The organism is Micromonospora sp. NPDC002411 (assembly GCF_053592955.1).
In genome coordinates this window covers 1-15425 of sequence record NZ_JBSFBM010000154.1, presented here as the reverse complement: position 1 = coordinate 15425, position 15425 = coordinate 1, and the positions used below count along the sequence as shown (strand labels likewise).

At 72.7% G+C, this 15425-nt stretch carries 6 protein-coding genes; 3 read left to right on the top strand and 3 right to left on the bottom strand.

Features of this window, described 5'->3' with window-relative positions; all coding sequences use genetic code 11:
• The 3 genes from ACWCO3_RS19170 to ACWCO3_RS19160 form a co-directional block, all read left to right on the top strand.
• A partial coding sequence (locus ACWCO3_RS19170; protein WP_450011232.1) for a carboxyl transferase domain-containing protein occupies positions 1–2111 on the top strand: 2111 nt, incomplete at its 5' end.
• Positions 2112–2248: 137 nt separating this feature from the next.
• Positions 2249–2491: a DUF5988 family protein gene (locus ACWCO3_RS19165; RefSeq protein WP_145783107.1), complete on the top strand. Its 243-nt coding sequence runs from the start codon at positions 2249–2251 to the stop codon at positions 2489–2491.
• A 275-nt stretch (positions 2492–2766) separates the two neighbouring features.
• On the top strand, positions 2767–3471 hold the full coding sequence (locus tag ACWCO3_RS19160) for a 4'-phosphopantetheinyl transferase family protein (RefSeq protein WP_450011230.1): 705 nt from the start codon (positions 2767–2769) through the stop codon (positions 3469–3471).
• A 264-nt stretch (positions 3472–3735) separates the two neighbouring features.
• Here ACWCO3_RS19160 and scpA read toward each other — a convergent pair whose 3' ends face one another.
• From scpA to ACWCO3_RS19145, 3 genes are all read right to left on the bottom strand, one after another.
• Positions 3736–5787, bottom strand: a complete 2052-nt coding sequence (scpA, locus tag ACWCO3_RS19155) for a methylmalonyl-CoA mutase (RefSeq protein ID WP_435821794.1) — start codon at positions 5785–5787, stop codon at positions 3736–3738.
• A gap of 71 nt (positions 5788–5858) precedes the next feature.
• Entirely contained in the window at positions 5859–7628 is a 1770-nt protein-coding gene (locus ACWCO3_RS19150; RefSeq protein ID WP_450011228.1) for a methylmalonyl-CoA mutase subunit beta, read from the bottom strand.
• Positions 7629–7656: 28 nt separating this feature from the next.
• Positions 7657–15425, bottom strand: a 7769-nt coding sequence (locus tag ACWCO3_RS19145) for a type I polyketide synthase (protein WP_450011226.1), incomplete at its 5' end; no start/stop codon positions are given.

Here is a 15425-nt window from a genome sequence, read left to right as displayed (position 1 = left end):
GGGAGAACCGGGCCGACGAGCGTCTCGTCGCGTTCGCGCAGGTGCGTGACCTGACCGAGCTTCGCGAGCAGGACGGCCGTCTGGTCGCGCTGCCGACCACCGAGGACGCGATCGCCGCCTGCCTCGACTCGATCCGCCGCGCCCAGTCGCTGCGGCCGTCGAAGACGCGCTTCAACACGAACCGCATCGTGGTCTACGTGTGGCCGCCGAGCGAGCTGACCCGCGAGGAGATGGAGATGATCGCCGGGCGCGTGCGCCCGACGACAGCGGGCGCCGGGCTGGAGGAGATCCTGTTCATCGCGCGGCAGCGCGACCGCCGGACCGGCGACCTGACCAAGATCGCCGTACGGATCTCGTTCGACGCCGCGGGCGGCGCGGAGCTGGCCGTCGGTGAACCGCCGGTCGAGCCGATCGAGCCGCTCGACGAGTACCGGCTCAAGGTGCTGCGCGCGAGCAGCCGCAACACCGTGTACCCGTACGAGCTGACCGGCCGGCTCGGTGACTTCGTCGAGCACGATCTCGACGACGACCACGTGCTGGTGCCGGTGGACCGGCCGAAGGGGCGCAACAGGGCGGCGATCGTCGCCGGGGTCGTCACGACGCCGACCGAGCGGCACCCGCAGGGTGTCACCCGGGTAGTGCTGCTCGGTGACCCGACGAAGTCGCTGGGCGCGCTGTCGGAGCCGGAGTGCCGGCGAGTGATCGCCGCCCTGGACCTGGCCGAGCGGATGCAGGTGCCGTTGGAGTGGTGGGCGCTGTCCGCCGGCGCTCGGATCTCGATGACCTCGGGCACCGAGAACATGGACTGGGTGGCCGCCGCGCTCAAGCGGATCGTCGAGTTCACCCAGGCCGGCGGTGAGATCAACATCGTGGTGGCCGGCATCAACGTGGGCGCGCAGCCGTACTGGAACGCCGAGGCGACGATGCTCATGCACACCAAGGGCATCCTGGTGATGACCCCGGACTCCGCGATGGTGCTCACCGGCAAGCACTCGTTGGACTTCTCCGGTGGCGTGTCCGCCGAGGACAACTTCGGCATCGGTGGCTACGACCGGGTGATGGGGCCCAACGGGCAGGCCCAGTACTGGGCACCCGACCTGCCGGCGGCCCGGGACGTGCTGATGGCCCACTACGACCACACCTACGTCGTACCCGGGGAGACCGGGCCCCGGCGGGCGGACACCGACGACCCGGTGGACCGGGACGTCTCCGACTACCCGCACACCGTCGACGGCAGCGACTTCACCACCGTCGGGCAGATCTTCTCGGCGACCCACAACCCGGACCGCAAGAAGGCCTTCGACATCCGTACTGTCATGCGCGCCCTGTCCGACCAGGACCACCCCGTCCTCGAACGCTGGGCCGGGATGGCCGACGCCGACACGTCGGTGGTCCAGGACGCGCACGTCGGCGGCTATCCCGTCTGCCTCATCGGCATCGAGTCGCGGCCCGTACCCCGGCGCGGGTTCCCGCCCACCGACGGGCCGGACACCTACACGGCGGGCACCCTGTTCCCCCGCTCGTCGAAGAAGACGGCACGGGCCATCAACGCGGCGTCCGGCAACCGTCCGCTCGTCGTCCTGGCCAACCTGTCCGGCTTCGACGGCTCCCCCGAGTCGATGCGCCACCTGCAGCTGGAGTACGGCGCCGAGATCGGCCGGGCGATCGTGAACTTCGACGGGCCGATCGTCTTCTGCGTGATCTCCCGCTACCACGGCGGTGCGTTCGTGGTCTTCTCCAAGGCCCTCAATCCGACCATGACGGTGCTCGCGCTGGAAGGATCGTTCGCCTCGGTGCTCGGCGGCGCCCCGGCCGCGGCTGTCGTCTTCTCCGGAGAGGTCAACACCCGTACCGCCAAGGACCCCCGGGTCGCGGACCTGCACGCGCAGGTGGCGGGGACGACCGGCACGGAGCGCGCGGCAGTGAACGCCCGGCTCGCCGAGGTGCGCTCGGCGGTCCGCGCGGAGAAGCTGGGCGAGGTGGCAGCGGAGTTCGACCGGGTGCACAGCATCCAGCGGGCCGTCGAGGTCGGCTCGGTCGACGCCATCGTCAGCACGGACGACCTGCGGCCGCGCGTCATCGAGGCGATCGAGCACGGCCTGAAGAGCTGAAACGAACCGCGGCCTTCCGCACCTCGCGGTCCGCCGCGCGTGTGACACCGCGGTACTAGGGGTCTGTGTCGAGGCCGGAGACGCCAGCATGCTGGATTCCGGAGCAACGACGCTCCCTGGCGGAGAGGAACGATCCGATGCCCCAGCAGTATCTGACGCTCGACCGGCCGGCCCTTGCACCGACGTCCGAGCCCGTGCTGGTGTTCCTCCAGGGTGGACCCGACGGCGTCCCCCGCACGGTGGTGGCCAGCGTCGAGCAGCTGGTCTACGGGAAGATCAAGGTGCCCTACCTGGCCGGTTACGAGCACTTCGAGCGCCGCGTCGGTGACGGCTCCCCACTGCTGTTCACCTGGACCGGCCGGACCAAGATCGCCGAGTGACCCGGGGCGGATCGCGGGCCGTACCCCTGCCGGCGGCAGCGGCACGACGGCCCGCGACCGGATCCCCCACCTGCTGCCCGGCCCCTAGCCGTCGAGGGCACTCCCTTAGCCCGGCGGGCGCGGCCCGTGAAAGCTGCAGCGTTCGTTCCCTGCGGCTACCAGCGCCGATACTGTTGAAGCGTGACCAATGTCAGCCGTGCTCAGCCACTGCCGCCCACCGGCGTCAGGTTGGTTGCCGCTGACTCCGGAACCGTTTCTCCGGCGCGGAGGAAGCCATGATCGAGTCCATTCTTCCCGGCGCCGTGACGGCCGTCGACACGTTCGTGGACCCGCCCGGCGCCGACCTCTTCCCCGAAGAGGAGGCCGTCGTCCGCAAGGCGGTGGACAAGCGCCGCCGCGAGTTCACCACGGCCCGTTGGTGCGCCCGCCAGGCGATGCGACGGATCGGGATCGCTCCCGCGCCGGTCCTGCCCGGCACCCGGGGCGAGCCCCAGTGGCCGTTCGGGATGGTCGGCAGCATCACCCACTGCGCCGGCTACCGGGCCGCCGTCCTCGCCGAACAGGAGAAGGTCACCACCGTCGGCATCGACGCCGAGCCCAACGACGCCCTCGCCAACGGCGTGCTCGAAGCCGTCTCCCTGGCCGAGGAGCGGGACCGCATCGCCGTCCTGCTGCGGGACCACCCCGGTGTCGCCTGGGACCGGCTGCTGTTCAGCGCCAAGGAGTCGGTCTACAAGGCCTGGTTCCCGTTGACCGCGCGGTGGCTCGACTTCGAGGACGCGAACATCGTCATAGACCCGCTGAACGGCACGTTCACCGCCGCGCTGCTGGTGACCGGGCCCTGGGTGCACGGTCGCCGGCTCAGCGGCTTCAGCGGCCGCTGGCTGGCCGAACAGGGCCTCGTCGTCACCGCCATCACCGTGCTCGCCCCGGTGGCCCCGAAGACCCGTCCCACCGGCCGCCTGGCCGCGCAGCGCTAGGCGCCCGCGCCACCGCGCCCCACGCGGTCGCCGCGCCCCACCAAGATCCGCGCAACTTCCCCGACGTTGCTGTTTCCACCGCGCTGGAGCCAGCAACATCGGGGATGTTGCTGCCTCCGCCGCGCGGGAGGCAGCAGGATCCCGGATGTTGCGCGGATCTTGGCGACGAACGCTCGGCCGAGCCCGTCAGGTGGACGGGGCCGCGACGCACGGTGGCCGCTCCCGTTCGGAGCGGCCACCGGTGTACTCGGGCGGGGTGCGACCTCAGCGGAGCAGTCGTTCCAGCAGGTCCGATGCCGCCTCGGCGAGCACCGTGCCGGGCGGGAAGACGGCCTCGGCGCCGGCCCGGCGGAGCGCTGCGACGTCGCCGGGAGGCACCACCCCACCGACCACGATCATGATGTCCGCGCGACCCAGGGCGGTCAGCGCCTCGCGCAACGCGGGCACCAGGGTCAGGTGGCCGGCGGCGAGCGAGTTGACGCCGACGACGTGCACGTCCGCGTCGACGGCCTGCCGGGCGACCTCGTCCGGGGTCTGGAACAGCGGACCGACCTCGACGTCGAACCCCAGGTCGGCGAAGGCGGTGGCGACGACCTTCTGACCGCGGTCGTGACCGTCCTGGCCCATCTTGGCCACCAGGATGCGCGGGCGGGCACCCCGCCGGTCGGCGAACGCGTCGGCGGCGGCACGGGCCCGCGCGACACCGGGATCGGTGCCCGCCTCGTCGCGGTACACCCCCTCGGTCGTGCGGATGCGGGCGACGTGCCGGCCGTACGCCGACTCCAGGGCCGCGGAGATCTCCCCGACGGTGGCATGGGCCCGGGCGGCGGTGACGGCCAGGTCGAGCAGGTTGGCCGACGGGTCGGTGGCGCCACGGGTGAGCGCGGCCAAAGCGGCGTCGCACGCCGGCTGGTCGCGTTCGGCCCGCAGCCGGCGAAGCTTCGCGACCTGCTCGGCGCGGACCGCCGTGTTGTCCACCTTGCGCACCTCGATGGGGTCCTCGACGACCGGCCGGTGCCGGTTCACGCCGATCACCGGTTGCCGGCCCGAGTCGATCCGCGCCTGGGTACGCGCGGCGGCCTCCTCGATCCGCAGCTTCGGCAACCCCTGCTCGATGGCCCGGGCCATGCCGCCGGCCCGCTCGACCTCCCGGATGTGACCCCACGCGCGTTGCGCCAGGTCGTGGGTGAGCCGCTCCAGGTAGGCGCTGCCGCCCCACGGGTCGATCACCTGGGTGGTGCCCGACTCCTGCTGCAGCAGCAGCTGGGTGTTGCGGGCGATCCGGGCGGAGAAGTCGGTCGGCAACGCCAATGCCTCGTCCAACGCGTTCGTGTGCAGCGACTGCGTGTGGCCCTGGGTGGCCGCCATCGCCTCGACACAGGTCCGCACCACGTTGTTGTACGGGTCCTGCGCGGTCAACGACCAGCCGGACGTCTGACAGTGGGTCCGCAGCGACAGCGACTTCGGGTCGGTCGCGCCGGCGTCGCGCAGCAGCCGCGCCCACAGCAGGCGGCCGGCCCGCAGCTTCGCCACCTCCATGAAGAAGTGCATACCGACCGCCCAGAAGAACGACAGCCGGGGGGCGAACGCGTCGACGTCCAGGCCGGCGGTCTTGCCGGCGCGCACGTACTCGGCGCCGTCCGCGAGGGTGTACGCCAGCTCCAGGTCGGCTGTCGCACCGGCCTCGTGCATGTGGTAGCCGGAGATGGAGATCGAGTTGAACCGGGGCATCCGCTGCGAGATGTAGGCGAAGATGTCCGCCACGATCCGCATCGACGGCTCCGGCGGGTAGATGTAGGTGTTGCGGACCATGAACTCCTTGAGGATGTCGTTCTGGATGGTCCCCGCCAACTGCTCGGGCGTGACCCCCTGCTCCTCGGCGGTGACGATGTAGAGGGCGAGGATCGGCAGCACCGCGCCGTTCATGGTCATCGACACGCTGATCCGGTCCAGCGGGATACCGGCGAACAGCTCCCGCATGTCGAGGATCGAGTCGATCGCCACCCCGGCCATGCCCACGTCACCGGCCACCCGGGGGTGGTCGGAGTCGTAGCCGCGGTGGGTGGCCAGGTCGAACGCGACAGACAGGCCCTTCTGCCCGCCGGCCAGGTTGCGCCGGTAGAACGCGTTGGACTCCTGCGCCGTGGAGAAGCCGGCGTACTGGCGGACCGTCCACGGACGGGTGGTGTACATGGTCGGGTAGGGGCCACGGACGAACGGGGCGATGCCGGGCAGCGAGTCGAGAAAGTCCACCCCCGCCAGGTCGTCCGCCGTGTAGAACCGCTTGACGCCGATCCCCTCCGGGGTCTGCCACACATCGGTCGGCTCCGGGGCCGGGCCACTCGGCTCGGGTGGTGTGCCGAGCGCGACGTCGGCGTACGAGGGGATCATCGGGGCACTCCGAGGTCGTCGAGGGTGGTCTCCAACACGCGCACCGCGTCGCAGCCGGCGTACAGGTAGTCGTCGACGCCGGGATGCCCGCCGGGCCGCCCGGCCAGCCAGACCTTCGCCGCACCGGCCTGTCGGAGCGCGGCCGCGACCGGCGCGGTCTGCTCGGCGTACACCCGGTCGGACGAGCAGAGGCAGACCACGGCGCCGGGCGGGACCGCGTCGCCGGGGGCGGTCGTCACGGTGCGGATGCCGCCGGCGGCGAACAGGTTCGCGGTGAAGGTGACCCGGGCGTTGTGGTCGGACGTCCGTCCGATGGCGACCAGGTGCACCACCGGCGTCGTCGGCGCGTCGTCGGCCCGGCGACGCAACTCCTCGAAGCGGTACGCGTAACGGTGGCGGGGCAGGCCGCCGACCGGGGCGGGCGAGCCGGCATGGCAGGCGGGGACCTGTTCGTCCAGATCGGGGAACTCGCTGACCCCGGTGATCGCGTCCTGCCGGCGGGCCACCCGCGTGGCCCGGCGCTCCCAGGTGGCGGCCAGCCGGTCGGCGACCAGACCGCTGCGCAGCGCCGCCCCGATGCCGCCGGCCCGTTCGATGGCGGTGAACCAGTCCCAGGCCGCGCGGGCCAGGTCCTCGGTGCGTGACTCGACGTACCAGGATCCGCCGGCCGGGTCGGTGACCCGATGCAGGTGCACCTCGTCGAGCAGGATGATCTGGGTGTTGCGGGCGATCCGCTGGGCCGTCTCGTCGGGTCGGCCCAGGGCCAGGTCGAACGGTTGGACGGTGATCGCCCCGGCGCCACCGACGCCCGCGCCGAAGCCGGCGATCGTGGTCCGCAGCAGGTTGCTCCACGGATCCCGGGCGGTCATCATCGCGGCCGAGGTGACCGCGTGCTGCCGCTGCGCCGACGGCCGGTTGGCGCCGGCCACCTCGGTGACCCGGTGCCAGAGTCGGCGGGCCGCGCGGAACTTCGCGATCGTGGCGAACTGGTCGGCGGTCGCCGCGTACCGGAATTCGAGCTGGGCGAGCGACCTCGTCAGCGGGATCCCCCGATCGCTCATCGCCCTCAGGTACGCGACGCCGGTGGCCAGCGCGCACCCCAACTCCTCGGCGTCACTGCCGCCCGCGTCGTGGTAGGTGGTCGCGTCGACGGTCAGCGCCCGCAACTCCGGGTGCGCCGTCACCGACTGGGCCGCCAGCTCCGCGGCGACCCGGAGTTCCGGTTCGACGCCGCTGGCCGCGTACGCGCCGAACGGGTCGGCGCCGAGGTTGCCCCGCAACACGCGTGGGTCGATGTGCTGCCGGGTGGCCACGTCCAACAGGGCGGCGGCGGCCTTGTCGGTCTCGGTGCCGGCGTCGAGCACGATGCCGGTGCGGTCCAGTGGGATCCCGGCGAGCAGCTCGCCGAGTTGCTCGGGTGCCGTCGCCCGCAGCCACAGCGAGGTCGCCCCGCCGTGCAGGTCGGCACGGGCTGCCGCCGCGCTGCGTACCGGGTCGGGGTCGGTGTGCACGGTCCGCACGTCCCACCGGCCGCCGACCCCACCGCCCCGGGTGAACGGAGCCTGCCCGGGTACGCCGTCCGGCACCGTGGTGTGGTGCGAGGTGTAGAGCGGGGCCAGCGGGAATCCGTCGTACGTGGTGGTGGCCAGCAGGTCCGCGGCCTCGTCCGCCCGGGTGTTCTCGTCCGCCTTTCCGGACTTGCGCAGCACGCTCAGGGTGAGCCGCTGCCAGTCCTCGATGGCGGGAACCGGGAAGTCGTCTGTCATGAGTGTGGTCCTCCTTGGCCCGGCCCGGTCAGGCGCGGCCGAGTTCGCTGCGGATGAAGGCGAACAGTTCCTCGTCACTGGCTTCTTCGAGCGGTGGCGCTTCCTCGGTGACCGGCTCGACGACGTCGTTGAGGCGGTTGATGAAGGCTTGGAGTCGCAGGACGGTCCGGCTCCTCGTGGTGCTGTCCGGTGTGGACAGCTCGAGGCCGGCTTCGAGGCGGTCCAGCTCGGCGAAGAGCCCGCCGGTCAGGTCCAGGCCGTCGCCGATGACGGCGTCCCGGATGTGACGGGCGAGGGCCTGCGCGGTCGGGTGGTCGAACGCTGCCGTGGGTGGCAGGTTCAGGCCGGTGACGCGGCCGAGCCGGTTGCGCAGCTCGACGGCGGTGAGCGAATCGAAGCCCAGCTCGGTGAAGGCCCGGGTGGGCGGGACGGCTTCCAGGGTGCCGTGCCCCAGGACGGCGGCGACGGTGCCGCGTACCAGGTCGAGAGCCGCCCGTTCCTGTTCCGGTTCGGTGCGGGCACGCCACTCGTCGCGCAGCGCGGCGGTGGCCCCGGCGTCTCCGGCGGGCGGCTGCTCGGCGGCCGACACCGGCACCTCGGGCAGGTCGGCGAGCAGTCGGCTGGGTCGGGTTCCGGCGAACGCGCTGGCGAATCGGGGCCAGTCGACGTCGGCGAGGACGACCCGACCGGGCGTGCCGGCGGCGGTTGCCATCGCGTCGAGGGCGGCGTTCGGGGGTAGGGCGTTCAGACCGTGACGACGGAGGCGCTCGTCGCTTCCGGTCCAGGGTCCCCAGGCGATCGTTGTGGCACCGGCTTGCTGGGCGAGCGCTTCCACAGTGGTGGCGGCCACCGCTGCGGCGGTCTGCAGTCCTCCGCCCCAGGTGCCGGCCACCGAGGTGAAGACGACGAACGCGTCCAGGTCATCGTCGACGAGGGCGGTCAGGTGCCGGGCCCGGCGTACCGCCGGGGTGTCCCAGGCGTCGGGTGTGGTGTCGGTCAGCGGGGTAGGTGCGGGCTCGGAGCGGTCGGCGAGGACGACGGCGCTCAGCGCGACGCCGTCGGCGCGGACGCGGTCCAGCAGGTCGGCCAGCGCGGCGTGGTCGTCTCCGGCGCAGGCCTCGACGGTGACGATGCCGTCGTCCATCTCGGCGACCCGCTCGGTGACGATGACCCGCTCGGCGCCCTCGGCCACCGCCCAGCGGGCGATGTCGCCGCTGGTGTCGCCGACGACCAGGATCGTGCCGCGCGGACGCCAGCTTCCGGCGGGCGCGGTGGCGTGCCGGAGGCGTCGGCCGAGCATCCGATCGCCACGGATGGCGAGCTGGTCCTCGCCACCGCCGCCGAGGGCGGCGGCGAGGTGGTCGCCCGTCCAGTCCGCCGGCACGTCCAGGAGGCCGCCCCACCGGTGCGGCAGTTCCAGGGCGGCGACCCGGCCCAGGCCCCACACCGCCGCGGCGGACGGGTCGACCGGTTCGCCGGGCTCGGTGGCGACGGCCGCCGTGGTCACCATCCAGAGCGGCGCGTCGACGGCGGCGTCGACGTAGGCCTGGACGACTGTGAGCGCCGCCTCGGGGGTGCCACCGGCCGCGACGGCACCGGCGATCGGGCCGCCGGCGGCGGCCAGGCGCAGCCGGTCGGCCGTCACGGCCCGGTCCACGCCGAGCTCCGGGACACCGCGCACCTCGGCGCCGTGCGCGGTGAGGGTTTCGGCAACCACTGCGAGGTACGCGTCGTCGCCGAGCACCAGCCACGTACCGGCGACCGTCGTGGTGGACGTGGCGATCGGCGTCCACGCCTCCTCGTAACGCCACGAGTCGCGGGTTCGGGTGGCTCGTCGTTCGTGACGCCAGGCGGTCAGGGCGGGCAGCAGGTCGGCGTTGTCGCCGGTGATGCCGAGCGGGCTGAGGTCGCCGTCCTCGACGGCCTGCCAGAACTCGCTGTCCACCGGGTCGACGGTGACCGGTTCGACCGGGGACGGCCAGAACCGGACGCGCTGGAAGGGGTAGGTGGGCAGGTCGACGCGCCGGCCACCCCGAGCCAGCCGTCCCCAGTCGACGGGGACACCGCGGACGAAGGCGCTGGCCAGTGCCGTGAGGAGGGTGGTGGGCTGGTCGCGATCAGATCTCTGCACCGCGACGAAGGCGGCGTCGGTGACGCAATCGGCGCCCATGGCGGACAGCACCCCGTCCGGGCCGATCTCCACGAACGTGCTGACACCCAGGCCTTCCAGTGTGGTGATGCCGTCGGCGAAGCGGACCGCTTCCCGGACGTGCCGCACCCAGTAGGCGGCGTCCTGGGTCTCGGCGATCTGCCCGGTCAGGTTGGACACGACAGGGATGCGCGGCGACTCGTAGGTCAGCGCCGCCGCGACAGAGGCGAACTCGGCCAGCATCGGCTCCATCAGCACCGAATGGAACGCATGACTGACCCGCAGCCGCTTCGACTTCTCGAAGGCCGCCGCTACCTGCGCGACCTCGTCGGCCGCACCGGAGAGGACGACCGAGCGGGGCCCGTTGATCGCGGCGATGTTCACACCATCGGTCAGCAGCGGCAGCACCTCCGCCTCGGTGGCCCGCACCGCGACCATCACCCCACCGGCCGGCAACGCCTGCATCAGCCGGCCCCGAGCGGTGACCAACGCTGCCGCGTCGGACAGGGACAGCACACCGGCGACGTGCGCGGCGGCGATCTCACCGATCGAATGCCCCACCAGGAAGTCCGGAGTCACCCCGAACGACTCGACCAGCCGGAACAGGGCGACCTCGACGGCGAACAACGCCGACTGGGTGTAGACCGTCTGGTCCAGGTCGTCACCGTCGACGATGACGTCGCGGACCGGCCGGTCAAGGTGGCGGTTCAGCTCGGCGCAGGCGGCGTCGAACGCCTCCGCGTACACCGGGAACGTGTCGGCCAGTGCCAGGCCCATGCCGGGCCGCTGCGAACCCTGCCCGGAGAAGACGAAGGCCGTCCGCCCGCGTACCGCCGATCCGGTGACCACCCTGGGGTGGTCAGCGCCGGCGGCCAGGGCGTCGAGACCAGCGAGCAGGGCTTCCGTGTCGGTGCCGACCACCACCGCGCGCTCCTCCAGGACGCTGCGGGTGGTCGTCAGCGAGTGGACCAGGTCCCTCGGGTCGGCCCCCGCCGAGAGGCGGTCCCGCAGCCGGGTGCCCTGCTCCCGCAGCGCGGGCCCGGTACGGGTCGACAGCGGCAGCGCCAACACGGGCGCCTGCGAGGGCTCGGTGGGCACGGACGGCGTGCGGGTCGGCGGCTCCTCCAGGACGGCGTGGGCGTTCGTGCCGCTGAACCCGAACGACGAGATGCCGGCCCGACGCGGCCGGTCACCGGTCCGCGCCCACTGCCGCTCTTCGGTGAGCAGGGCCACCGAACCGGTGGTCCAGTCCACGTGCGGGCTGGGTTGGTCGGCGTGCAGCGTACGCGGCAGGGTTTCGTGCCGCATCGCCTCGACCATCTTGATGATGCCGGCGACACCGGCGGCGGCCTGGGTGTGGCCGATGTTCGACTTCACCGATCCCAGCCACAGCGGCTGGTCGGCGGGTCGACCCCGCCCGTACGTCGCGAGCAGCGCCTGCGCCTCGATCGGGTCGCCCAGTTTGGTGCCGGTGCCGTGCGCCTCCACCACGTCGACGTCGGCGGCGGACACGCCCGCGTTGGCCAGCGCCGCCCGGATCACCCGCTGCTGCGACGGCCCGTTCGGGGCGGTCAGCCCGTTCGACGCGCCGTCCTGGTTGACAGCACTCCCCCGGACCACAGCGAGCACCGGGTGGTCGTTCGCCACCGCGTCGCTGAGGCGTTCCAGGAGGAGCATGCCGACGCCCTCACCCCAGATCGTCCCGTCGGCGTCGGCCGAGAACGCCCGGCAGCGGGCGGTGGCGGACAGGCCCCGCTGGCGGCTGAACTCGATGAACGCCCCCGGCGTGGACATGACTGTCACGCCGCCGGCCAGGGCGAGGTCGCACTCGCCCTGCCGCAGGGCCTGGCTTGCCCAGTGCAGGGCGACCAGCGACGACGAGCAGGCAGTGTCCACGGTGACCGCCGGGCCTTCCAGCCCGAAGGTGTAGGAGATCCGTCCGGAGACGACGCTCGCCGCGTTACCGGTGCTGACGTACCCTTCGGCGGCCTCCTGCTCACCGGTCAGCAGCGGACCATAGTCGAGGTTGTTGGTGCCGACGAAGACACCCGTCTGGCTTCCGCGGAGCGCGTCGGCCGGCACGCCGCCGCGTTCGAACGCCTCCCACGCTGTTTCCAGCAACAACCGCTGCTGCGGGTCCATGGCCAGCGCCTCGCGGGGCGAGATGCCGAAGAACCCGGCGTCGAACTCGGTGGCGTCGGCCAGGAATCCGCCTTCGCGTACGTAGGTGGTGCCGATGGCGTCCGGGTCCGGGTCGTAGAGGGCGTCCAGGTCCCATCCACGGTCGGTGGGGAACGCGCCGATGGCGTCGCCGCCGTCGGCGAGCAACCGCCACAGGTCCTCGGGCGAGCCGATGCCGCCGGGGAAGCGGCAGGACATCGCGACGATCGCGATCGGCTCGTCGGTGCGGGCCGGCGCGGCGGCGACCGGGGTCGGGTCGGTCACCCCGACGACCTCGTTCTCCAGGTACGCGGCGAGTGCCTCAGGTGTCGGGTGGTCGAAGACCAGGGTGCTGGGCAGTCGCAGTCCGGTGGCCGCGCCGAGACGGTTGCGTAGTTCGACACCGGTCAGCGAGTCGAAGCCGATCTCGGTGAAGGAACGGCCCGGGTCGACGGCGTGCGACGACCGCAGCCGCAGGACCTCCGCGACGTGGGCCCGGACTGTCTCCAGCACGGCGTGGGTCCGTTCGGTGCCGGCGAGTGCCAGCAGCTCGGACCGCCACCCGTCGTCGGCTGTCGACTCCGGTTCGGTGGTGAGGGCGTGGACCTCCGGGACACCGTCGAGCAGCGGGCTGGGCCGGGCCGCGGTGAACGCCGGAGCGAACGTCGCCCAGTCGACGTCGGCGACGACGACACTGGTGCGGTCGTCGCCGACCGCCGACCGCAGGCCGCGCAGGGCCCGCTCGGGGGCCATCGGACGAAGGCCGCGCCGGCGTAGTTGTTCGTCCACGGCGCTGTCGGCGGCCATGCCACCGTCGGCCCACGGTCCCCAGCCGATCGAGGTCGCGGTGAGCCCACGGGACCGGCGCTGTTCGGCGACGGCGTCCAGTGCCGCGTTGGCGGCCGCGTACGCGGCGTGGTCGCCGCTGCCCCAGACACCGGCGATGGAGGAGAACAACACGAAGGCGTCCAGTGGGGCGTCCCGGAACAGGTCGTCCAGGTGTGTCGCGCCGAGCACCTTGGCGGCCGTGACCTCGGCGATGGCGTCAGCTGTCAGCTCCGCGAGGGGAGCGCGGGTGGCGACGCCGGCCGTGTGCAGCACCGCGGTGACCGTGTCACCGGCCGCATTCAGGTCCGCGACGACCGTACCGATGGCGTCGCGGTCGGCCAGGTCGACCGCGCGGATGGTGACTCGCGCCCCGGCGGCGGTCAGTTCGTCGCGCAGGTCCGCGGCACCGGGTGCGGCGTCTCCCCGGCGGCTGAGCAGGACCAGGTGGTCGGCGCCGTGGCCGGCGGCCCACCGGGCGGCGTGAGCGCCGAGCGCGCCGGTGCCGCCGGTGATCAGGACGGTGCCGCGCGGCTGCCACTGCCGGCCCGCGCCGGCCGACGGAACGAGTCGCCGGCCGAGCAGCCCGGCGCGGACGGCGACCTGGTCCTCGCCTCCGGTGCCGGTCAGTGCGGTGGCGAGCAACCGTCCGTCGATCGGGTCGCTGCCGGCGGGCAGGTCGACGAGGCCGCCCCAGGCGCTGTGGAGTTCCAGGGCGGCGACCCGGCCGAGGCCCCAGACGGCCGCGGCGGACGGGGTGGGTGCCGGGTCGTGCGGGGTGGCGGCCACCGCGCCGCTGGTGATCAGCCAGAGCGGGACGTCGGTGCCCAGGGACTGGTGGGCCTGGACGGCGTGCAGTGCGTGCGCGGCGTCGTCCACCACGACGGCGATGCCGCTGACGTCGGGTGTCGTCTCCGCGTCCGGGGTGCCGCGCCGCACGTCGAGGCCGGTGGCGGCCAGGGCGTCCGAGACGCGGGTGTCGCCGGCCGGTTCGGCGATCAGCCAGGTCCCGGTGGGTGTGCCCGCCTGCGGTAGTGGGGTCCAGTCGACGCCGTAGCGGCCGAGTGGCGCGGTGGTGTGGTCGCGCCGCCAGGACGCCAGGGCGGGAAGCAGTGGGGTGAGGGTGGTGCTGTCGTCGAGTTTCAGGGTCTGGGTGAGGGTGTCGAGGTCGGCACGTTCGACGGCATCCCAGAAGGCGGCGTCGGTCGGGCTCGTCGCCCGGGTGCCAGGCCTCGGCCAGTAGCGCTGGTGGTGGAAGGCGTAGGTGGGCAGGTCGATCAACCGTCCGCCGGTCAGGCAGGGTGTCCAGTCCACAGCGACGCCGCGCACGAAGGCCTGCGCGAGGGCGGTCAGCAGCGTGATCGGTTGGTCGCGGTCAGAGCGTTGCACTGGTACGAACACCGCGTCGGCGACGCAGGCCGCGCCCATTGCCGACAGGACCCCGTCCGGGCCGATCTCCACGAACGTGCTGACACCGAGGCTCTCCAGTGTGGTGATGCCGTCGGCGAACCGGACCGCCTCGCGCACGTGCCGCACCCAGTACGCGGCGTCAGGTGCTTCGGCGACCTGCCCGGTCACGTTCGACACGATCGGGATGCGCGGCGTGTCGTAGGTGAGGGTTGCCGCGACCTGGGCGAACTCGGCCAGCATCGGCTCCATCAACACCGAATGGAACGCGTGACTGACCCGCAACTGCTTCGACTTCTCGAAGTGCGCCGCGACGGCGGTGACCTCGCCGGCCACACCGGAGAGCACGATCGAGCGCGGCCCGTTGATCGCGGCGATGCTCACCCCGTCGGTCAGCAGCGGCAGCACCTCTGCCTCGGTGGCCCGCACCGCGACCATGACCCCGCCGGCCGGGAGGGCCTGCATGAGGCGACCTCGGGCGGTGACCAGTCTGGCCGCGTCGGGCAGGGACAGCACCCCCGCGACGTGCGCGGCGGCGATCTCACCGATCGAATGCCCCACCAGGAAGTCCGGCCTGACCCCGAACGACTCCACCAGGCGGAACAGGGCCACCTCGACGGCGAACAACGCGGCCTGGGTGTAGACGGTCTGGTCCAGGTCGGTTCCGTCAGCGATGACCTCGCGGATCGGCCGGTCCAGGTGCCGGTCGAGCTCGGCGCAGGCCGCGTCGAACGCCTCCGCGTACACCGGGAACGTGTCGGCCAGTGCCAGGCCCATACCGGGGCGCTGGGAACCCTGACCGGAGAACACGAACGCGGTCTTGCCACGCACCACCGACCCGACCACGGGACCGGGTTGGCCAGCCGCGAGCGCCGTCAGTTCGTCGGGCCCGAACACCACTGCCCGATAGGTGTGGGTCGACCGCGACGACAGCAACGAGAAGCCGACGTCGCGCGGGTCGGCCTCCACCGACGCCAGTCGGGCGGCCTGCCCGTGCAGCGCCTCGGGTGAGCGGGCGGACAGCACCCACGGCACGACCTCGGGCGCGTCCGGCCTGTCGTCGGCAGGGGTTTGCACGGTCGGTGGTTCTTCGAGGATGACGTGGGCGTTGGTGCCGGAGATGCCGAACGAGGACACACCAGCGCGTCGGGGGCGTCCGTTCACCGGCCAGGGTTGCGCCTCGGTGAGCAACCGCACCTCACCAGCGGACCAGTCGACATGCGACGTCGGCGCATCCACATGCAACGTCCGCGGCA

Coding starts and splice junctions, on each gene's coding strand:
- ACWCO3_RS19165 (WP_145783107.1), top strand. CDS start 2,249: ATGCCCCAGCAGTATCTGACGCTCGACCGGCCGGCCCTTGCACCGACG.
- ACWCO3_RS19160 (WP_450011230.1), top strand. CDS start 2,767: ATGATCGAGTCCATTCTTCCCGGCGCCGTGACGGCCGTCGACACGTTC.
- ACWCO3_RS19150 (WP_450011228.1), bottom strand. CDS start 7,628: ATGACAGACGACTTCCCGGTTCCCGCCATCGAGGACTGGCAGCGGCTC.